Origin of the sequence: Sulfidibacter corallicola (assembly GCF_017498545.1) — a bacterium.
GTDB classification, from domain to species: Bacteria; Acidobacteriota; Holophagae; order Acanthopleuribacterales; family Acanthopleuribacteraceae; genus Sulfidibacter; species Sulfidibacter corallicola.
On record NZ_CP071793.1, the window covers coordinates 4490838 to 4514242 of the forward strand.

A 23405-nucleotide genomic window follows, 5' to 3' on the forward strand; every position below is an offset into this window, starting at 1 on the left:
TGTTACCTCTTGCAACGCATCGGCAGCGGGGAAAAACGGTCCGATCTGTTTCATGGCAAGGTCCCGCGTGGATTTGCGGGTCAAAAGGTGCTGAGCCTGTTTGGTCGGGAACTGCTGGAACGCAGCCGGTCCCAGCTCGCCGAACCCGATCGTTACCAGGAATCTCTATTTGCCCTTGCGGACCTTTATTGTCAGGGCTACGACCTTTCCTGGTCGCTGCTTTTCGGCGAGGATCCGCCGCGTCGGGTTCGATTACCGGGTTATCCCTTCGTGCGGGAACAGCATTGGGTTTCCGCAAAGCAACCCGCGATGTCCCCTTCACAACCCTGGCTTCATCCACTGTTACATCGCAATACTTCCGATTTCTCGAAACAGCGTTTCTGCACGACGCTCACGGGCCGTGAATCGTTCCTGACCGACCACGTGGTTCAGGGTCGAAAGGTCCTGCCCGGCGTCATTTCTCTGGAAATGGCGCGCGCCGCCTTGGCCTGCTCCTATGGCGTTCCGCTGGAACAAACCGAGATCCAGTTGAAGAACGTGGTGTGGCGGGAACCGCTGGAAGTAGACGAACCGCGCGATGTGCATATCGCACTGACCCTGGAAGCCGACCCTTGGGTTCGCTTCGAGATCTACACCTCGACAGCCGAACAGCCCATCGTACACGCCCAAGGTTTGGCCAGAATGGGTGGCGGCCAAGCGATTCCCCGCTTGGACCTGACTGTCCTCAAGCAGGAGACGAGCCGCAACCCCTTGGATCGCGACACGTTCTACCAGACCTACCGAGCCATGGGCATCGACTACGGCGCCGCCCATCAAGGCGTTGAAACCCTCTACCGGGGAACCGGCCAAGTGCTTGCCAGACTCGTGCTGCCGTCCACGGTCGCTCAAGATGCGTACGTGCTTCATCCCAGCATCATGGACGCCGCCTTTCAGACACCGATCGGTTTGTTTGCGAACGACGACACTCAGGCAGCGGCCTGGCTTCCCTTCGCCCTGGAACAGCTCGACATTCGGGGTCCGGTTTCTCGCGACGTTTGGGCCCTGGTGCGCGAGGACACGGCAGCGTCTGGCGAGGGAATGAAAAAACTCCATATCGACCTTTGCGACGACGACGGCGCGGTCCTGGTCCGAATGGAAGGATTTAGTTCCCGAATCGTGCGGCCGGCCTTCAAAGAGACCAGAACCACCTTCACGGGGCGTGAATATTTCTTGAGAGATCATCACGGGATTTTGCCAGGTGTGGTCTACCTGGAGATGGCGCGCGCGGCAGCGTCCGCCTCCGGTCAGGCGAACGTCGGTCTGCGAAACGTGGTTTGGCGCGAGCCGATCAGGGTGACCGACCAACCCCGAGAGGCTGTCGTTCGCGTATCCACCGAAGAATCGAGCTGCACCGTCACGACCGGTGCCACCGTGCATTTTCAAGCCAAGCTCGACCTGGATCCCGAGAAGGACACGCCGGGTTGTATGGCCATTCGAGATATCCAAGAGCGGTGCGCCTCCGTCAAAACCAAAAACGAAATCGAGCAACTGCTCAAAGGCACCCATGGTCCCGCTATTCAATGCATCGAAACCCTGTATCACCATGGAAACGAGGCCTTGGCGCGCCTCGAACAACCCGACGATTTGGATGCTGGCCCCTACGAACTGAACCCCTGTTTGATGAACGGGGCCGTGCTCGCAAGTGTCGTCCTGGCTTTGATTCAAGAACCGGACGCGGGCCTGCCTATGCCCTTCGGGCTGGACGAACTGCGCATTCACGGAACCTGTCCCCAACAGGGTTACGCGTTCGTGCAGACCAGGCCGTCGACCGGAGAGATCAAAAAATTCGATATCGACCTGACCGATCTGGAAGGAAATCCGGTCGTTTCCCTGATCGGTTTCGCACTGAAAGTGGCCAAACCGGCCGCGAACAAGCTCTTCGCCACCCAGGTCTGGCAAGCCGAGACCTTACCTGAAATCATCAGGCCCGCCAAAACGATCGAACCCATCTTCGTGTTGGTCGAGCCAGCGACCTGGCTGGAGCGAGCTTTGCGGGATGAATGGCCTTCTGCCAGGATCGAGACACTCGAGGCTACGGGCGAAAACCGGGCACAAACCATTCAAACCCAGTTCATTCAAGTTTTCCAACTGCTCCAGTCCTGTGCCGCGTCATCCGAGGCGACCGGCCCCCTGTGTATTCTGGCTCCCGATGAGAATCCGGCCCACGCCGTCTTTTCAGGTTTATTGAAAACGGCACGTTCCGAACAACTCAAGACGACCTGCAAAATGATCGTCCACCCTTGGGAAAGCGGAGCGGCGCGAACCCTACTCGATCGGCTGAAGGCTGACATGGCGAGCGAAGATCTGGAAATCCGCTATACCGAGGCCGCGGTCCGCGAGGTCAAGCGCGTGCAGGAAATCGACCTACCTATCCAGGGTGCTCCCCAGTTCAAGCAAGGCGGGGTGATTTGGATCACGGGCGGTTTGGGCGGCCTGGGGAAGATCTTCTCCCGGCATTACGGTACCCACTGCAAGGTGGTGGTCAGCGGTCGTTCCGCCTTGACCGGCCCCGTGCGCGAAGCCTTCGACGACCTCCGCGACGAGGGCGTCGATTTGGTTTATGTGCAAGGCGATGTCGGCGATCCAAGCCAGGTTGCTGCCATGGTCGACACCATTCGAAAGGAGCACGGTCCCTTGAGCGGCATCATCCACGCCGCGGGTGTGCTCCGCGACGGCTACATCTCCAAAACAACGTCCGAGGACATCATCACCGTGTTGCGGCCCAAGATCGCGGGCGTGCTGGCGCTCGACGAAGCCACCCGTGATCTGGACCTCGACTTTTTGATATGGTGCTCTTCGCTATCCGGCGTGATCGGTAACCCAGGCCAGGCGGCTTACGCCGGGGCCAACGCCTTCCTCGACGCCTTCGCCCATCAACGCAATCAATGGGTGAGCCAGGGATTGCGGCGCGGCAAAACGCTTTCGATCGGCTGGCCGCTCTGGAAAGACGGCGGTATGCGCATGGACCAGGCCGCCGAGCACATGATGGAACGGGCCACCGGCATGACCGCGATGGATACCGCCAACGGCCTCGAAACCCTGAACCGCGCACTCCAAGGTGCCTACGCGCATGTTTTGGTCGCCCAAGGATCTCTGGCAAACATTCGATCCTGGTTTCAACCCCGACAACACCCGGACCCGCAACCCGAAACGTCGGCGCCAAAGGCCTCGAACCAGACGGAGCCCCTCCTTCGCGAGCTGATCGACCAAGTGGCCGAACTCCAAAGAATCAGCCCGAAGAAGATCGAACCGGATGCGGAATGGTCGGTGTACGGGTTCGACTCCATCGGTTTGACGGAACTCGCCAACAGTTTGAACCAGACCTACGGGCTGGACCTGATGCCGACGGTGTTTTACGAGTACGCCACCATATCGGCCTTGGCACAATATTTAGTGAACACCTGGCCCGACGCGGTCCTGAAACGGCGGGAAACACCTGCAAACCAAGCACCTATACCCAGTCAACCCATGGACCTATCGGCACCGCTCGGGCGCTTCACCCGCAAGGAACCCCGCCGCAACGACAGCGAACCGATCGCCATCATCGGGCTACACGGTCGGTTTCCCGGCGCTTCCGACCTAGAGGCGTTTTGGGAACATTTGGCGTCCTGCGACGACCTCATCACCACGATCCCGTCCGATCGCTGGGACTGGCGCGCCTATTACGGCGATCCGCTCGAGGAACCCGGCAAGACCAAGGTGAATTCCGGCGGGTTCATCGCGGACGTGGCCTGCTTCGATCCCTTGTTCTTCGGCATCTCGCCCAGGGAAGCGGAAACCATGGACCCGCAGTTCCGCCTGTTCCTGGAGACCGTCTGGGCCACCATCGAGGATGCGGGTTATCCCGCCGCCGATCTGGCCGGCAGCAAAACCGGCGTATTCGTGGGCGCATCCTCCACCGATTACAAGGAGCTGTGGCAAGAGGCCACGGGCGGTGCCGAGGGAAGCACGCCAGCGATCTATCACTTCATCATCGCCAACCGCATCTCCTACCTATTGGATCTTCGCGGCCCTAGCGAAGCCATCGACACCGCCTGTTCCAGCTCCTTGATCGCCATTCACCGAGCCGTGGAAAGCATCCGTCAGGGCAATTGCGACATGGCGCTGGCGGGCGGCGTCAACGTGATCATCAGCCCCAACCTGACGCTGGTCTCCAGCATGTCCGGCATGTTGAGCGAAGACGGTCGGTGCCGAACCTTCGACAAGCGCGCCAACGGCTACGGCCGAGGCGAGGGTGTCGGGGCCATTCTTCTGAAACCCCTGGACAAAGCGGTTGCCGACGGTGATCGGATCTATGGCCTCATCCGGGGGTCGGCGGAAAACCACGGCGGCCGCGCAACCTCGCCCACCGCGCCCAATCCCGCCTCACAGCAGGATTTACTGGTCTCTGCCTACAGCGGTTCGGGCATCGATCCGCGTACCGTGGGTTACATCGAAGCCCACGGTACCGGCACCAAATTGGGCGATCCCATCGAGATCAACGGTCTCAAGGGCGCCTTCCAACAACTTTATGAGAAACACGGATACCCGGCCCCCGAAGCGCCGCATTGTGCCGTGGGCAGCCTGAAAAGCAATATCGGCCACCTCGAAGCCGCCGCCGGCATCGCAGGTGTGATCAAGGTTCTCATGATGCTCAAGCATCGGAAGATTCCGGGCAACGTGCATCTCAAAGACCAAAACCCCTATCTGAATCTGGAGGCAAGTCCCTTTTATCTTTCGCGGGAAACCCACGACTGGCCAACCCTTTCAGACGCCCGGCAAAACCCGGCTCCCAGGAGGGCCGGTGTCAGCAGCTTCGGGATCGGCGGCTCCAACGCCCATTTGGTACTCGAAGAATTCGACGCGCCGAGCGAATCCCTGCCGCAGGATACAGAAGGTCCGGTCGCCATCCTTTTTTCCGCCAAAAACGAGGACCGGCTCAAAGCGATGGCCGCAAACCTGTTGACGCACCTGGCGGCCCACGAGCCAGCGCTGCACGACGTGGCCTACACCCTCCAAGTCGGCCGCGAGGCGATGAAAACGCGCCTGGCATTCACCGCCGCTTCGCTCGCGGAAGGGGTGGAAAAGCTTGGCCGTTTCCTCGAAGGCGGACCCGCCTCGGATCTGTTCTACGGGCAATTGGAACGGGATCCCGCGACGCAAATCGACGAGGCTGCTTTGATTGCCAACCAAGATCTCACCAGGCTCTTGGAACATTGGGTCAAGGGTGCCCGAATCGATTGGCACCAACTCTACGGGGAACGGAAACCGCGCCGAATCGAGCTTCCCACCTACCCCTTCGCCAAGCAACGCTACTGGGCACCGGAACCCGAAACCAAACCGAAGGCGGCCGAACCGAAGGCGGCCGAACCGCAAGCGCCAAAACCGAAAGTGCCCGAACCACAAGCGCCACCCGCACAGTGGCTGTTCATGAAGGAGGATTGGCGTTCGCAACCGATTCCCGACGATCTGGACTGGGTCGATCGCCTGACCCGCTACGAAGACAAATCGATTCTGGTGGTGTACACCGATCCGCAGGACCAAGCCGCGCTATGCGCTCTGCTGGAACGTCTGACGGAAGTGGCCAATCTGACTAAACCCCTGCGAATTCAAAGCTTGTCGACAGACGACTTAGATCCCGAGAATCTGAAACAGGCCCCGGATGTCGTCTTGTTTTTAGGGCCGAACCTCAAAACACCCAACGCCGAACGCGACGATATCTCCGCGGTGTTCCACCTGAGCCAACTCCTCATGAAACAGGTTTGGGGTGAATCCATCCGGATTTTCTATCTCTACCAAACCAGCCCCGAAGAACCCCGTCTGGACTGCCAAGCCCTTTCCGGATTTGTGAAATCGGCCATGATGGAAAACGAGCTGCACACCTGGAAACTGATCGAACATCGCGTCGAAGACACGGCGACCAGTCACCAACTGCTTTTAAAAGAATGGCTTTACGACGAGCCCACGCCCATGGTGCCGCAGATCGACATGGAAATCCGCCACTGCGGATCGCGCCGCTTGGTCAAAGGCCTGACGGAAACGGCCCTGGCGGAAGCAGGCCAACCCGTGTTCCGGACGCGAGGCACTTACCTGCTGGCCGGCGGCATGGGCTACATCGGCGAACTCTTGACGCGCAAACTGGCGCAACGCTACCAGGCTACGCTCGTGATTCTCTCCCGCCGACCCCCGAACGAGGCCACAAGGGCCAAGTGCCGCGACTTGGAGGCCTTGGGCGCCAGGGTCTATTACCATGCGGTCGATATCGCGGATCGGGCAGCGCTGGCCGAGACCTACGCGGACATCAGCCAAGCGGTCGGCGCAATTCACGGCGTCGTCAACCTCACCCGCGCCCACGAAGACTGTATGATCGCCACCAAACCATGGGCCTCCTTTCAGCGCGTGATCCGCTCCAAGGTGCAGGGTTCGCAAAACCTGGATGAGCTGACCCGCACGGAGCCCCTGGATTTCTTCATCATGTTTTCCTCGCTGGGGGCCTACGGCGTGCGCGGCTCCTCGGACTACGCCTATGCGACGGCCTTTCAAAACGCCTTTGCCCATCACCGCGATCAATGGCGCCGACGAGGCCGACGCTCCGGCGTCACGGTCGCCCAATCCTGGGGCGCCTGGGTGGAAGATCGACTGTTCCCCGAAACGCGCAAAAAGATCCAATCCCAAGGCTTTCGGCTGATCGACATGGACATCGGCTTTCCCGTGATCGAATCGAGCCTCGCCGACCCGCACGCCGTGATCGCCCTCATGGCCGTCGACGATTTCGAGAAGGTAAGCCGGTTCATGGGGCTCGACACCCAACCCACCGATTCCCTGGAAACCCGAATTACCGCGTGGGAACGGCGCGGCGAACCGCTGTCTTTCGAGGAACTCACTCAGTTCCTGGATGTGGATGAGATCGACGGGCTGGATCCCTCGTTGGTCCACCGAATCTACACCCTGTTAAACGGTCCCGAAATCGCCAAGCCGGCCCCACCACCCGAGCCGAAACCCGTCGCACCGACCGACGATCTCGCGGACATCATTCTCAACACACTTTGCGATGTCCTCAAACTGGAAGAAGCCGACGAACACGAGTCCTTTCAGAACTACGGGCTGGATTCCATCTCGGCCACGGTCATGGCCACGCGCTTAGAGAAGCGACTGAATCGAGAGATCTCCTCGCAATGGTTGCTCGATTATCCGACTGTCCGCGAACTCTCTGCCTATCTATTGAATGATGAAGAGGATTAAGGATCGCCGATGAGAAACACCGAAGCAGAAATTCGCTGGATTAAAGCAGGCATTCGCAAGGCATGCCGGCCGACGGAACCGGAAACGCCCCGTCGCTCGGAACCGATCGCCATTATCGGATTGTCGGGTTACTTTCCGCAAGCCGGCTCGGTGGAGGCGTTTTGGCAGGCCTTGGAGCGCGACACGTCGTTGATCGAAGAAATCCCCAAGAGTCGCTTTGATTGGGAACGAATCTACGACCCGCATCGCCAGGACCCAGCCAAGCTTCACACCAAGTGGGGCGGGTTCATCCCCGATATCCGGGGCTTCGATCCACATTTCTTCCATATCCTGCCATCGGAAGCCAAGCTCATGGATCCCAGACAGCGGTTATTGCTGATGGCCGTCTACCATTGTTTGGAAGACGCGGGTTACGCGCCCGGCTCCCTGAAGAAAAGTGCCACCGGCGTCTTTGTGGGATCGGAAGACAACGAATACATCCAAATCCTGGCGGCGCTGGGCAAGGAACTCGGCGAGCCCATGGGCCACGCGCCCAGCATGATCGCCAATCGGATCTCCTACGCCTTCGATTTCCGGGGACCCAGCGAATTTGTGAACACCATGTGTTCCGGCGCGGCCGTGGCCCTGCATCGGGCGATCGCGGCACTGCGCTCGGGTGAAATCGATTGTGCCGTGGTGGCCGCCGCCAATCTTTTGCTGCGACCCGAACCGTTCATGGGGTTGTCCGCCATCGGCCAACTGAGTCCCGACGCGACCGTGCACTCCTTCGGCAAAAACGCACAGGGGTTCGTCCGCGCCGAGGGCGTCGCCAGCGTGCTGTTGAAACCCCTGGCGCGTGCCGAGGCCGACGGCGACCCGATTTACGCGCTCATCAAACACAGCGCCGTCAATTACAACGGTCAAGGCGGCACCTCGATCGCCGCACCGAACACCGCGGCCCATGTCGACGTGATCAAGCGCTGCTACCGCGAGGCGAACGTCGACCCGCGCGATATCGGCTACATCGAAGCCCAAGGCATGGGCAACCCCGTGGCCGATATCGCCGAGTGGCACGCCTTGAACCGCGCCCTGTCATCGCTTGCCACGGAGCAGAACATGGTGCTGCCCTCGGGAAGCTGTGCGGTGAGCACGCTCAAACCCCTGACAGGCCATATGCATGCAGCCTCCGCTCTGGGCGCTTTGTTTAAGATCGTGAGAAGTCTACAGACAGATCGGATCTACAAGATCCTCAATTTCCGGGACATCAATCCCGAATTGGACACCGTCGGCCAACCCTGTCGGCTTTTGTCGGAAACGCAAAGCTGGCCCAAAAGCGACCGGCCCCGCCTCGCGGGCCTGCATTCCTACGGGTCGGGCGGCAACAATGCCCATGTGTTGATCGAGGAATATCGACACCAAAGCCCAGTCGAAACCCCAATGACGCAGCCCGTCCTGATTCCCGTTTCTGCCCAGAGTTCGGCGCAATGCCGTCACATCGTGCAACAGCTCGTGGATCTGGTAACCCGAGACCCGGACGCGTCGCTGGCCCGGATCGCCCACACCCTGCAGGTCGGTCGGGACGCCATGGCACACCGGGTGGCCTTCATCGCCGAGGATCGGCGCACCTGGCAGGCGCAAGCCCGACGCTTTCTGCAAGGCGAACACGGGAACGGGATTTTTGTCGGCGAAGCCACCGGCGACAAACGGCGCAAACGGGTTCACACCCATCTCGAGGATCTGGCCGAGGATTGGGTACGCGGTGCCGACTTAGAACGACCCCCGAGAGGGGTTCAGGTCCTGCACCTACCCACCTATCCCTTTGCAATCAAAGACTACTGGTTTGATCCTGAACGCCTGCCCCAAGCCCCCGGGAGGGACATCCACCTTTCGGCACAGGCGGAGAGCGAACCGGCGCTTCGCCAAATCCTGAGCGGCTTCCTGGAGATCGCACCCGATGCGATCGACATGGACGCCGAATTTAGCAGTTTGGGGTTTAACTCGCTGCTGGTGGTGCATCTCTCGACGAAAATCGAACAGCGGTTCGCCCTCAAAGTGGAACCCGCTTTGTTTTTCGAATACACCACGCCCGCCCAACTCGCACGGTACCTGGACCGCCAAAGCGGCAGCACGATGACGGAGCCCGCCGCGTCCCCGGCGCCAAGCGCTCCGGGGTCGTTTCATCGATCCCACACGCCATGGGAGCCGATCGCCGTGATCGGGCTTGCCGGATCTTATCCCCAAGCGTCGAACCTCGAGCGGCTTTGGCAAAACCTGTCCGAGGGCCGGAACTGCGTTGAAGAAGTACCGGAAGCGCGTTGGTCCCTGGCGGATTTCTACGAGCCCGACCCCGAACAGGCCAGACGAACCGGCAAGAGTTACGGGAAATGGGGCGGATTCATCGACGGCCTCTACGATTTCGATCCCTTGTTTTTCAGCCTCTCCCCCCGTGAAGCCGAGTACATGAACCCCAAGGATCGCATCTTCCTGGAAAACGCATGGCGCGTTTTGGAAGATGCCGGTTACCCACCGCAACAGTTGGCCACGGAACGCGTCGGCGTGTTCGCGGGCGTCACCAGGGCCGGTGTCGATCTCCAGCAGAGTTCGGCTTTTTCCGTGGCCAACCGCGTCTCGTATACCTTCAATTTTCAGGGTCCCAGCATGACCGTCGATACGGCCTGCTCGTCTTCGTTGGTAGCCATTCACGAAGCCTGTCGCCATATCCACGCCGGAGAATGCAGCGTCGCCATCGCGGGGGGCGTCCACGCCTTTCTGCACCCCAGCCATTTCGTGGCCTTATCTCACGCCCAAATGTTGTCGCCGGATGGAACCTGCAAAACCTTTGGTGCCGAAGCCAACGGCATGGTGCCAGGCGAAGGGGTCGGTGCCGTGATGCTCAAACCCCTGTGGAAAGCCTTGCAGGATCGCGATCGGATCTACGGCATCATTCGCGGAACGGAGACCAATCACGGCGGTAAAACCAACGGTTTCACCGTTCCCAATCCGAAAGCCCATCGCGATCTGGTTCGCGGGGCCATGGCGCGCGGCGGGGTTCACGCCGGCCAGATCAGTTACGTGGAAGCCCACGGCACGGGAACCGCCTTGGGCGATCCCATCGAAATTCGCGGGCTCACCGAGGCTTTTCGAGAAGACACGGATGACTCCGGCTATTGCAGCATCGGCTCCATCAAAACCAATATCGGTCACTTGGAAGCAGCGGCGGGCATTTCCGGCGTCACCAAACTCTTGCTTCAACTCCAGCATCGCAAGCTGGTTCCCTCGCTTCACGCGAAGCACTTGAATCCGCACATCGATTTTGGAAGCACCCCGTTTCGGGTGCAACAGGAACTCGAATCCTGGCAACCCACCGATCGCGAGGGTCGGGCCCTTCCGCGCATCGGCTGTGTTTCTTCGTTCGGTGCTGGTGGCACCAATGCCCATGTGATCATCGAAGAGTATGTGGCCCCGACCGCCGAAGCCCGGCGTGAAGATCCTCAAGATCCAGCCATCATCGTGCTTTCGGCGAAAAGCGACGATCGACTTCGCCAGGTCGTCGAAAACCTTCACGCCCATTTGGCCGAGCGCCAGGAAGCGTTGCCGAACCTCCATGATCTCGCCTACACCCTCCAGGTGGGTCGTCAAGCGCTGGAAGAACGCTTGGGTTTCGTCGTCGACTCCATCCAAGAACTTCAGAATGGTTTGCAGGCATTTTTGGAGGGCCGAACGGACGGCACGGATTTCCTTCGCGGCCACATCAAGCGCGACAAGGCAAGTCTCTCGCTGCTCGCCGACGAGGATATCGCCAAGGGGGTGGACGCTTGGTTCGAGAAACGTAAGCTCAAGAAAATACTAGACCTGTGGCTACAGGGCATTCCGGTGGATTGGCGCAAACTGTATCCCGGCGTCGTGCCGTCTCGGGTGCGTTTACCCAGCTACCCCTTCGCCCGAGAAACCTATCGACCCAAGGAAACGGACGGTCGCCAACCCCTCGCCCCGCCGCCCACGAATCTTCCTCCGCAGGAGCAAAACCCCATTCAGACCATGATCTCGCATCAGGTTTGGCAGGAAAAACAAGCGGACGAAGGCCATGCTCCTTCCAAGTTCGAAAAGCACCTCGTCTTGCTGTGCGGTTTCGAATCCCGGCCTCCCGTTGAGATCCAAATCCAGGGAGTATCCTGCGTCGCGCTGCACGCCGACGGACAAAAGAACATGGGGCAACGCTATCGAGACATGGCACTTCAAGCTTTTGCGACCGTCAAAGAAATCATCCTGAACCGCGAAAAGGTATTCGTGCAAATCCTGATTCCTGCCGAAGGAGCGGGACGCCTGTTTGCCGGACTCTCGGGTTTACTCAAAACGGCACAGCAGGAAAACCCTAAAATTGTCGGGCAGTTGGTTGAAGTCGCTCCAGGCGTTACACAAAGCCAATTGTGTCGCATCATCGAAGAAAACCGCCGCACGCCCGAAGACGCCCAGATCCGCTATCAGGCCGATATCCGCCAGGTGGCTTCCTGGCAGCCAGTTTCTGTTCCGGAGCATGCCGGCCTACCTTGGAAAGAGCGCGGCGTCTACCTGATCACCGGCGGTGTCGGCGGGCTCGGGTTGATTTTCGCCCGGGAAATTGCCGCCGAAAGCCGAACCCTGATTTTGATCGGCCGCTCACCCTTGACCCCGGAGATGCAGGCAAAACTGCGAGCCCTCGAATCACGGGGCGCTCGGGTCGAATACCAGGCCGTCGACGTGAGCGACGAAACGGCCGTCCACGCCTTGATTCGCGATGTGAATCAGCGCTTCGGTGGGCTGACCGGCATCATTCATACCGCCGGAGTGCTACGCGACAGCCTCATCCTCAAGAAAACGGAACGGGAATTCGCCACGGTGCTCGCGCCGAAAGTGGCCGGTACGGTTCATCTGGACCAAGCCACTGCAGACCTGGACTTGGATTTCTTCGTGCTGTTCTCATCCACAAGCGCGGTGCTAGGCAACCTGGGGCAAGCCGACTACGCGGCGGCCAACGCCTTTTTGGACAGCTTCGCCGAATACCGCAACGGTCTGGTTCGCAACAAACAACGCCGGGGCAGAACGCTGTCCGTGAATTGGCCCTTCTGGCAGGACGGCGGCATGCAGATCGGCGCGGAAGCAGAAAAGATCTTGGACCAAACCGGCATGGTTGCCCTGCGGACATCCAGCGGCGTTCAAGCCCTGGTCCAAGGGTTGGCCGCCGAACCGTCGCAGATCATGGTCATCGAAGGCGACCTGAACCGCATTCAGGCCGCGTTCACCCAGCCGTCGAAAGCGAAACCCGAAAAGAGGGCGAGCGAAACGCCGGTTGCTAGCGGCGCCTCCAGCGAAAAAACGGCCGATTTCATCAAAGAATTGCTGAGTTCCACCATAAAGCTGCCCGCCCATGAGATTCAGGCCGAAGCGCCTTTGGAGGCCTACGGCATCGATTCGATCATGGCCATGGAAATGACCAGCCGTTTGGAAGAGACCTTCGGCACCTTGTCCAAAACGCTGTTTTTCGAATACCAGACCATCCAGGAACTGGCCGATTATTTCTTGGAGCAACATCCCGACAAAATTCCCCAGCTCTTCAATGAGACCCAAGAAGCCAAGAGCCATTCGGAAAACGGCGTCGCCCCGGTGGCTCTCGAAACAAGATCCCGTCCCGCCACCGCCACGTTCACCGGCGTGACCAACGCGACGAAGAAAAGCGCCGCGGGCCTGGATATCGCCATCATCGGCGTCTCAGGGCGCTATCCCCAAGCGCGCAATTGTGAAGAGTACTGGCGAAACCTGGCCGAGGGTAAGGACTGCATCACCGAGGTTCCCGCAGATCGCTGGGACTGGCGGCGCCATTACGACGAAAGTCGAGAACAAGTCGCGGCGCATTACAGCAAGTGGGGTGGTTTTATCGAAGATGCGGACAAGTTCGATCCGCTCTTTTTCAACATGCTGCCACGCGAGGCCGAGTTCATCGATCCCCAGGAACGCATTTTCCTGGAAACCGCCTGGGCCGCGATCGAAGATGCGGGCTATTGCCGCACGGGCCGTCGCATGCCTTCCGAGGTCGGCGTCTACGCCGGTGTCACCTACAGCGAATATCAGCTTTACGGTGCGGCGGCGAGCGCGCTGGGGACCCCGATGACGTTGGGCGGCAACTACGCCAGCATCGCCAACCGGGTTTCCTATCTGCTCAACCTTCACGGTCCCAGTATGACCCTGGACACCATGTGTTCCAGCTCGCTGACCACGATTCATCAGGCCTGTCAGGATCTCGTGCTCGGTCGCACCGAGATGGCGCTTGCCGGCGGGGTCAACCTCAGCATTCACCCTAATAAATACTTGATGCTCAGCATCGGCCAATTCATTTCCGGCAAAGGACATTGCGAGAGTTTCGGCGAAGGCGGTGACGGCTATATTCCCGGCGAGGGCGTGGGTGTCGTGGTCTTGAAACGGCGCCACGATGCCGAAGCCGACGGCGATCATATCTACGGCATCATCAAAGGCAGCGCCGTCAATCACGGCGGCAAGACGAATGGCTATTCCGTGCCGAACCCCCATGCGCAAGCCGATGTGATCAAGCGCGCCCTTCAGGAATCCCAACTCGATCCGCGCATGATCAGCTATATCGAAGCCCACGGGACGGGAACCAAGCTGGGCGACCCGATCGAAATCACGGGATTGACCAAGGCCCTCCATACCGACCGACAAACCGGATGGTGCGCCATCGGTTCGGTCAAGTCGAACATCGGCCACTGCGAAAGTGCGGCAGGCATTGCAGGCGTCACCAAGGTCTTATTGCAGATGAAGCACCGTCGCATTGCGCCGTCGCTGCATTCCCAAACCCTCAATCCGCATATCGACTTCGACACGACGCCCTTCGTGGTCAACCAAGAATTACGGGAATGGGAACGTCCCGTCGTCGACGGCCAGACCGTGCCGCGAATCGCCGGAATCTCGTCTTTCGGAGCCGGCGGCTCCAACGCCCACCTCATCATCGAGGAATATGTCCCCAAGCAAGCGGAAGCCGAAAAAGCGCACGGCGATCTTCCGGTCGTGATTCCGCTCTCGGCCAGGAACGCCGAGCGCCTCAAAGAAATGGCCAAAAATCTGCTGGATTACCTGCAAACCGCCCGGCCCCCAGATCTTTCCGCTCTGGCTTACACCCTTCAAGTCGGCCGGGAGGATATGGAGGAGCGCTTGGGTTTGGTCGTCCACTCGCGGGAGGAGCTGGAACGCAAATTGGCCGGTTTCGTCGCCGGCGAGAACCCGGTCGAGGGCCTTCATCAGGGTCGCGTCAAGCGCAACACCAATCCGCTCGCCGCATTCAAAGCCGATGACGACTTCGCCGAAACCCTCGCAGCCTGGTTTGCAAAACGCAAATACGCCAGGCTGTTAGACCTTTGGACCAAGGGATTGGCACTCGATTGGGACAAACTCTACGGGCAGGAAAAGCCCAAGCCGATCAGCCTGCCCACCTATCCCTTCGCCCGAGAACGTTATTGGGTGCCCGCCGTCCACAAGCATCGGCAGCAGAGCAAACCGCCCGCGCCGATGGCCGAACAATCACCCGAACCCACGACGCAATTGATCACCATGAAGCCCGTCTGGAATGTGATTCCCCAACTGGAAAAGCAAGCCCCGCTTCCTCTCGACGCGAAGCTGCTGATCGTCGGCGGAACTTCCCGGCAAATCGAGACCTTGCGCAAACGCCACCCCGGCGCGCACCATGTGACATTCTCACCTAAGGCAAGCATCGAAGAAATTGCCAACCACTTAAAACAAAAAGGCTTGAACACCCTGGACCAGATCCTATGGATCGCGCCGCACGGCCCGTTGCCATCGGTGACCGAGGAATCCCTTGTCGCGGATCAGGGCCAGGGCGTCCTGCTGGTTTTCCGCATGATCAAAGCGCTGCTTTCCCTGGGTTACGGCGCCAAGCCATTGGGCTGGACCTTGATCACCACCCAAAGCCAAGCCATTCGCGACGGGGATCCGGTCGACCCGACACACGCCGGCATTCACGGTCTGGCGGGCTGTCTGGCCAAGGAATATCCCCATTGGTCGGTTCGCCTGCTGGATGTGGAACCCGAATGGGATCTCCAGGACCTGTTTCAACTTCCCGTGGATCCCCATGGCGGCGCCCTGATCCGTCGCGGCGAGCAATGGTTCCAACAAAGCTTGAGTCCCGTGCCCGAGCTGCCAAAAGAAGGCACGCGCTACCGCTCGCAAGGCGTCTACGTGGTGATCGGCGGCGCGGGCGGGATCGGCGTCGCCTGGAGTCAGTGGATGATGGAGCACTACGACGCCCGCATCATTTGGATCGGCAGGCGGGAAAAAGACGCCGCCATTCAAGCCAAACTGGACGCATTGTCCTCCTTCGGTACGCCGCCCGTCTACCTCCAGGCCGATGCGACTCGAGAAGCATCCATGCGGGAGGCCCATCGCAAAATAAAAAGAGACCATCCGCAAATCCACGGCGTGATCCATTCCGCAATCGTTTTGTTGGACCGCACCCTGGCTCACATGGACGAGGAACGCTTCAAAACGGGACTCATCGCCAAAGTGGATGTGAGCGTCCGCATGGCCCAAGTCTTCCGCGAAGAGCCGCTGGATTTCGTCTTGTTTTTCTCGTCCATGGCCTCCTTCATCAAAGCGCCGGGCCAGAGCAATTACGCCGCGGGTTGCGTCTTCAAGGATACGTTTGCGCACAGGCTGGCTCAGGATTGGTCCTGCGCCGTCAAAGTCATGAATTGGGGTTATTGGGGAAGCGTCGGCGTTGCCGCGGACGACTTCCATCGAGATCGTATGAAGCGCGAAGGCATGGGCTCCATCGAGCCCGAAGAGGGCATGGCCGCTCTGGCGTCCCTGCTTGAGGGCTCCTTGGACCAGGTCGGTCTGATGAAAATCCTGACGGACAAGGCCCCCGGGGCACCAGACACCCAAGATGCGCCGAATCCCCAGCCGGAATCCCAGGGCTCCGAGCAGGTGCAGGCCAAGCTGATGCAGGTGATCAGGGAACTTCTGTTGCTGCCCGAAGGACATGCCCTGGACGGCGAAGCCACCTTTTCCGACCTCGGCCTGGATTCGATTAGCTCGGTCGGTTTCATCAGGGGCCTGTCCGAAGAGTACGGGCTGGATTTCCGGGAAACCCTGGTTTTCGACTATCCCACCATCGATGCGTTAACGGGCTACATCGTTGCGCAAATACAGTCAACGCCGCCGTCAAAATCCCCCCCCGAGGAGCCCGCCAAACAAGCGTCCCCACAACCCTTCAAACAGCGTCTGGGCAGCGTCATGGCACAGCGGAAAAGCGTGGTTCCCCTGCAAATCGAGGGAGATGGGCCGCTCTTGTTTTGCCTGCCCCCGATGTCCGGCGACGTGGGTGTCTACACCAAACTCGCGGAGGCCGCTCAAGGGCGTTTCCGCGTGATCGGGCTCCGATCCAAAGGTTTTTTAAGCGATGAAACGCCCTTGACCACACTTGAATCGATGGCCGGCGATTTTGTGCAAACCATGACGGCCATCGATCCGATCGGGCCCTATCACCTCTTCGGCGTATCCGTCGGCGGGACCCTCGCCTATGAGTGCGCGCGACAACTCCAACAGCAAGATAAAACCGTCAAGACGCTCCTGCTCGGGGAAGCGCCCCTGGTGGAAAACGACACAGACGCCGTGCTCTGGGATTCGGACGAAGCGCATAACTGGGTGATGAACGCCAACTTCCTCATGATCGCCATGCTGCATATGGACCCACAGTTTCGCGAAAGGAAACAGGCGGGCGCAATGCCGTGGTCCGACTTGGAAATCACCGTGGAGGAAACCGAAGGCGAGATCCCGGCGCGGCTGCCTGCGCTCATCAAAAAGCGCGGCGTCTTGCAAACCGAAGCGATGCTGCACCAACGCTTGACCGACATGGCACACACCCATTTGATCAATTTGCGGGCGCTCAATCGCTATCGCGCACGAGCACCGGAAACACCGATCGAGGCCGTATTGCTCCGCACCCGAACGGCCCATGCGACTTCTCCCGAAGTCTACAATCCGGATTATTTGGTCAACATCCAACAAGCGAAAGGCGGCTTCGCCCATTTTCTTCAGGGCTGGCAGCGGGTCTTGCCTGAGATGGAAACCTATCGGATCAAGGGCGAAAACCATTTCGATTTGCTCAGTTCAGCGGAAACCGTCGCCCATGTGGCCGACGCGGTTGCCGAGATGACGACCCGACGGAAGCGGTCGCCAAAGCCCGAACCGGATGGCAAAATCGCCATCATCGGGATGGCGGGACAATTCCCCGGCGGCCAAACACCGGCAGCGTTTTGGCGGTTGCTGAAAAACGGGGAATCGGCCTTGTCGACGGTCCCTCCCGAACGGAATTGGCCCAAACTGCCGGTGGACGTCCACGGTGGGTTTTTGGAGGACATCGATCGGTTCGATCCTCACTTTTTCCAAATCGCGCCCAAAGAAGCGGAAATGATGGATCCCGCCGAACGCTTCTTCCTTCAGGAATCATGGCGGGCCATCGAAGATGCGGGCTTGGACCCTCACAGCTTATCCGGAAAACGTTGGGGCGTGTTTTGCGGTGGCGGCGGCGATTACACGCTCAAGCTCAAAGACGCGCTGGGCGTTTCCCCGCACGTCACCTCCAGCATCCCCGGGCGCGTCGCATACCACTTGAACCTCACGGGTCCCTCGATCTCGCTGGATGTGGGCTGCGCCTCGTCTTTGATGGCGATCGCTCAAGCCTGCGACTATCTGTTGCTGAACCGCTGCGACGCCGCCATCGCCGGCGGCGTTTCGATTTCGTCGACCCCGAATCTCCTGCTCGCATCCGGCGAGATGCTTTCCAAAGACAGCGTGGGCCAGGCCTTCCACGCCGATGCCAAGGGCATGATCCCAGGCGAAGGTGTGGGCGTCGTCATTTTGAAACACCTCGACCAGGCGCTGGCCGATCAGGATCGCATATACGGCGTGATTGAAGGCTGGGCGAGCAACAACAGCGGCAAAACCAACGGCATGGCCGCGCCCAGCGTCGTCGCCGAGGCGGCGCTCTTCTCCGAAGTATACCAACGCTTCGAAATCGATCCGGGCAGCATCGGTTTGGTGGAAGCCAACGCCACGGGCACCCCGTTGGGGGACACAATCGAAGTCCAAGCCCTGACCGACGCCTTCCGCAAACACACCCAGGAGCGCAACTTCTGCGCTCTGGGCAGTGTGGAAAACAACATAGGCCATGCGTGGCAGGCATCGGGAACCGCCCACCTCTTCAAAGTTTTGTTGGCGTTACGAAAGAGTGTCATTCCGGCGACCCTCAACGCCGAAACGCTCAACCCGTCTTTTGATCTCGAGAACGGGCCTTTTTACATCAATCACCAAGCCGTTCCCTGGACCAGCGCACAACCGCGTCGCGCCGCCCTGAGTTCGTTTGGCGCCACCGGGACCAGCGTTCACATGGTGATCTCCGAGGCCCCGAACGCCGACACCTCGGAAGCGATTCCCGAAACCGAGCAGCCCGCATTGGTGGTCCTCTCCGCCACGACGGAACTGGCCTTGAAACAGCGCTGCCGCGACTTGCGGGATAGCGCCGAACGACCACCCCTGTCGCGCCTTTCCGCCAACCTGTTGCTGCGGCGAAGTCATTTGCCCGTTCGCTGCGCCTTCGTGGCCGATCACCACGATCATCTGCGATCGCAATTGTTGCAATACATCGAGGGTCAAGAGCCCGACTCCGGCTTTGCGGGGACGGTGACCAAGAAGGTCAGGCCCTCGCTGGCCCAGTTGGTGGAGACGACCGCAAACAAGGCCGCGCCGACCAAGGCCGATCTGCTGCTGCTCGCCGATTGTTACGTTCAAGGCGTTCCCTTCGATCTCGCCCACCACTTCTCCGGTGCAGCCAAGTTGCCCCTGTCTTTACCGACCTACCCGTTCGCCAAGAGACGCTGCTGGGTGGATGTTCCGGGTGATGCCGCGTTCGCGGCGGCCGAAGCGGATCGACCTTCCGACACGGAGGGAACCCTCAAGACGCAAGTCAGGACCATTACGGGCTTAGAACTCGACGAAATCGATGTGGAAGCGCCGTTCAGCCACTTCGGCATGGATTCCCTGATGAGCATCCGCCTGCTGGCGATGATCAATGATCATTTTTCAGTGGAGATCGATCTTTCCGATCTGTTGGACCACAACAGCATCCGGCGCGTGGCCTCGTTCATCGAACGGCAAAGCGCCGAAACCCATGCGGCACCTACCGCGACCGGTCCCTCCGAAGAGTTTTCCCCGAACGCCCATTGGCTCGCGGAGCGTCCCTGGCCCGAATCGCTCCACCTGCTGAGCCTCGAGCCGGAAGCCGAGCCCGCCGAGAGAGCGCTGCGGGAATCCGGTCGCGCGATGCTGTCCCAACTGCTCCAACAAGGTGTCGCCGTGTTTCACGAAGGTCCCCGCTGCTGCTTTCTGGCGCATCGTTCGGTCGATATTCGCGGGTTTCTGAATGCCTTCTCCCCCGATCGGCAACAGGAACTCATGGCGCAGATTCCCCTGGAAACCTTGATCGCTCCCCTTTCCCAAGAGCAGTATCGCAATCTCTATCATTCCGAAGTGATGCACCAATGGGCCTGGAACATTCAACACGTCTATGAGACGTCGATCGAGTCCTTGGACCTCGCCACACTCGATCAGGCGATGGCTCAGGTCGTGGCGAATCAAGATGTGCTGCGGTCCTATTTCCCGGCGCTAAACGACACCTGGGGTCAATTCGTCGCGCCCGAGGCGACGCTGTCCGTTGAGAGAGTCGAATTCGCCGACCTCGATGCATTTAAGGCACATGTCTCGGAGCAACGTGTCCGCTTGTTGAACGTGGACCAACTTCCGATTTTCCAAGCATGGATCTGCCGGATCGATCGCACCTGCTATCTCGGCTTCGTGACCCATCACAGCCTGGCCGATGCGTTTACCACCACCATGCTTTTCTCGGAGTTGATGGAACATTATCAATCTCTGAAGCAAGGAAAAGCGCCCCAGGCGGTTCCGGTCACCGAACAGTATTGGTGTTATGCGCTGAGGCAAGTGGAAACCCATCGCAAGGAAAAAACCCGGAACTATTGGGACCGACAGCTCGAGGGCAGCCGGTTGTCGATGCGGCTTCCCTATCATCGAGATCCCGAGACGCTGGAAGACGACCAGTTCCACATCGCCGAGGCCCATGCGGTCTCTTTGTCGCCATCGCTGTGTGACGCAATCAAAGCGTTCAACACCGATCACGACATCACCCATACCCAATTGTTCACCGGAGCGATTGCCTTGCTCTTGATTCACGGCATGGGCAATCCCAATGCCGCGTTCCATTTCTACAACAGCCAACGGGACCGGGCATCGCTGCTGAATACCCTGGGTGAATTCACCAATATCCTGTTCCTGCTCCTGGACATCGAACCCGACGCCAAAATCATCGATGTCCTGCAGGAAGTCAAACGCAAGAGTGCCGAGAGCCTGCGCTACGCCAAACTGGATTTCAAGCAACTCCTGACCTCGGCCGGTCTGGAAAACCACGAAGCTTTTTTCAGGTTAACGGGAGACGTCGTCATCGATAGCGCCGATATCGACACCAGTACATTGAGTTCGTCCAACAAACACGGACGTTCCCTTTACGCGGAGTTTTCAGAGCAGAAAGAAGCCGCGGACCTGCGGGCAACCGGAACCTTGTTCTACCAGATTCTGAAGGTCAACCAGAACATCCATCTCCTGGCCACTTACCGGAAGCACCTCTTCGACGCCGGAGAGATGTACGGGTTATCGACCCTGATCGTCCAACTAGTCGAAGAGATGGTGCGTCGCCCCGAGCATCGCATTGCGGATCTGCTCGCAACCACCCAAGACGCCATCGACCAGCTCAGAAAACAAGCCGCCCGACATGAACCCAGTCAACCGCATCGGCCGCAACCTCAAAAAGCCAATCGATTTCCGGAGCTGGTTCACCTCAACAAGGTCACCGGGAAACGGCCGGTTTTTTGGATTCACGGCGGGCTCGGCGGCGTTGAGGGCTATTACAAAATCGCCATGAAGTGCCCGCGGCCGTTTTACGGCGTTCAGGCGCGGGGCTGGATGACCGACCGCGCTCCCATGCAAGGCGTTCGCGCGATGGCCGCGTTTTACATTCACGCCATCCAATCCGTGCAACCCGAAGGCCCTTACGACCTGGGCGGCTATTCGCTGGGCGGGTTGTTGGCTTATGAAGTGGCGCGGCAGTTACAGGAGTTGGGTCAATCCGTGCAGACGATCCTGATGTTGGACTCCTTCGACGGCGCGAAAAACCACACGCCGGACCACTTACACGGCAAGTTGGCGCTCTTCCACGCCGTGAATTCCGCCCTGACCTTCACCATCCGCGATCAGCCCGAAAAGGTGGCCGAAACCCTGCTGCATCGAGACGAAATCGACCCAAGCCTGGAAGAGGAAGCCTTCCTGGACCAACTCATCGCGCTGGCCAAAACACGCGGCCTCACCAAGACCAAACAGCAATTGCAGTTTGCGACGCGGCAAAACGCCGACGTGGTGGCCGCCTATCGCGTCAGGGATTACACCACAGCGCCGCTCCCGGACCCGGCGGCGGTGACCTGCTACTACTTCCGCAACATTAGTGGTGTGTTCCTCGGTGAATTCGAACCCTATTTCACCATACCCGGCGTGGAGATCTCGGTAGACCACACCCGATACTGGGCGCGCTGGGAGCAACTGCTACCCAACCTGCACATCATGGACGTGGACGCGTCGAGCCATATGACGTTCCTTTCGGAACCCAAAGTCCACGACACCATCATTGAATTCAGCGAACTCTTGTACGCACGAGACGGTCTCTCGCAAGCCACCCTCACGAGTTTCAAAAGCAAGGTCCGACAAGCACACGGTACCCTCGAGGAACCGGTGAAAGCCGAGGAAACGACATGAACAAAACCATAGATCGCGATGAAATCAACCGGCAAATGGCGAGCCTGCTCTCCTTGGGCCGCGACCCGGTCGAGGTGCCGCTCGAGGTGAAGCCCAAACCTGCCGCCGCCAAGCTGGACCTAAGCATCATCTTTTTCTCCGACATCAATCAGGGAATGGACCATAAATATCAGTTGGTATTCGACCTTACCGAATTCGCCGATCGACACGGATTCACCGCCGTCTGGCTGCCCGAACGACACTTCCACCCCTTTGGCGGCATTTACCCCAATCCGTCGGTCCTGGCCGCGGCCTTGGCCGTCAAGACCAAGCAGATTCGCTTGCGCACCGGGTCGGTGGTCCTACCGCTGCATCATCCCATCGAGGTTGTGGAAGCCTGGTCCATGGTCGATCATTTGTCCCAGGGGCGGGTGGACCTGGGCTTTGCCAGCGGTTGGAACCCCAATGATTTCATCATCTCGCGCGATACCTTTGGGGAGCACCGGAAGATCTGGTTCGACCGAATCCCCATCGTGGAAAAGCTGTGGCGCGGGGAGTCCATGACCTTTCAGAACGGCAAGGACGAACCCAGCGACATTCGAATTTACCCAAAACCGATTCAAGAAACCCTCAACGTTTGGCTGGTGGTTTCTCGATCGGAAGAAAGCTTCAGGATCGCCGGATCGAAGGGTTACAACGTGCTCACCATGTTGGCCGGCATCGACCTGGCCAAGCTGTCGGAAAAAATTAAAATTTATCGCGATGCCCGACGCGACAACGGCTTCGACCCCGAGGGCGGCGTGGTCACCTTGATGATGCATACCCTGGTACACCGAAACCTCGACATCGTCAGAAAGGCCGTTCGGGAACCCTTTTACGACTACATTAAAAGCGCCTTGACCGGACATGTCCAAGCCTTCGACAAGGGCCAACGGCCCAGCGAAGAAGAAACCAAAAAAATGGTGGACTATTCGTACGAACGCTATTTCAAAACCGGAGCGCTGTTCGGATCGCTGGCCGAAGCGCAGGACATTGCCGAAAAAGCGGTCAATGCAGGCGTCAACGAAATCGCCTGCCTGATGGACTTCGGCGTGGACTACAAGGTCGTCATGGAATCCCTGCCGTACCTGCTCGAATTCAAAGAAACAGTATCCCAATAGGACCTACTCGTCGTCATATCAAGAAAATAAAATCGAGTGAACAGTGTAAGATAATCATACAAAAAATCAACGTTCCATAATTCACGTTTC

3 protein-coding genes (1 of these 3 only partly in view) are annotated in these 23405 nt (G+C 59.3%); all 3 read left to right on the forward strand.

All coding sequences use genetic code 11. The features are described from left to right. Tightly spaced (at most 9 nt apart), the 3 genes in view from J3U87_RS13250 to J3U87_RS13260 form a layout consistent with a single transcriptional unit that may run on beyond the window. Positions 1–7260, forward strand: partial view of an amino acid adenylation domain-containing protein gene (locus J3U87_RS13250; RefSeq protein ID WP_237383523.1) — the 3' end only. It extends 12633 nt beyond the left edge of the window; 7260 of the gene's 19893 nt are visible here — the last part of the coding sequence; the start codon falls outside the window, past its left edge; its stop codon occupies positions 7258–7260. Positions 7261–7269: 9 nt separating this feature from the next. Further along, a complete protein-coding gene (locus J3U87_RS13255; RefSeq protein WP_237383524.1) occupies positions 7270–22176 on the forward strand; it encodes an SDR family NAD(P)-dependent oxidoreductase in 14907 nt (4968 codons plus the stop codon). Beyond that, positions 22173–23315, forward strand: a complete 1143-nt coding sequence (locus J3U87_RS13260; RefSeq protein ID WP_237383525.1) for a MupA/Atu3671 family FMN-dependent luciferase-like monooxygenase — start codon at positions 22173–22175, stop codon at positions 23313–23315. Before J3U87_RS13255 ends, J3U87_RS13260 begins: the two co-directional genes overlap by 4 nt. The last annotated feature ends 90 nt before the right edge of the window (positions 23316–23405 follow it).